The 504-nt window shown below is 65.9% G+C and carries 1 protein-coding gene; it reads left to right on the forward strand.

The window, feature by feature from the left end; translation table 11 throughout:
• Window positions 1–504 (forward strand): condensation domain-containing protein (locus M5B96_RS32425; protein ID WP_248801247.1); only part of this gene is annotated, 504 nt, incomplete at both ends.

The following is a 504-nucleotide window of genomic DNA, read 5'->3' on the forward strand; positions in this document are numbered from 1 at the left end:
CGCCGCTATCGGCTTTGCCCTGGGCGAGCAGGACCTGCGCCTGCTGCCCGACGAAACCCGTGAACAGGCGGTCGAACAACTGACCCAGGCCGAGGCCCTCGCTCCGTTCGACCTGAGCCAGGGCCCGCTGATTCGCGGGCAACTGCTGCAACTGGCCGAAGACGAGCATATCCTGCTGGTCACCCAGCACCATATCGTCTCCGATGGCTGGTCCGTGGCGGTGCTGATCGACGAGTTCAACCGCCTGTACGCAGCCTTCAGCCAAGGTCTTGACGATCCGTTGCCGCCGCTGGCCCTGCAATACGCCGACTACGCGGCCTGGCAACAACAGCACCTGCAAGGCGAACGCCTGCAAGCCCAGACCCGCTTCTGGAGCAAGCACCTCGGCGGTGCGCCGGGCCTGCTGGAACTGCCCACCGATCATCCGCGGCCGCAGGTACAAAGCTACCTCGGCGCCACCCTGGACCTGGAACTGTCGGCGAGTTTGAGTGCCAAGCTGCGCCG

Source organism: Pseudomonas sp. MWU13-2105 (assembly GCF_023242315.1).
Classification (GTDB): domain Bacteria; phylum Pseudomonadota; class Gammaproteobacteria; order Pseudomonadales; family Pseudomonadaceae; genus Aquipseudomonas.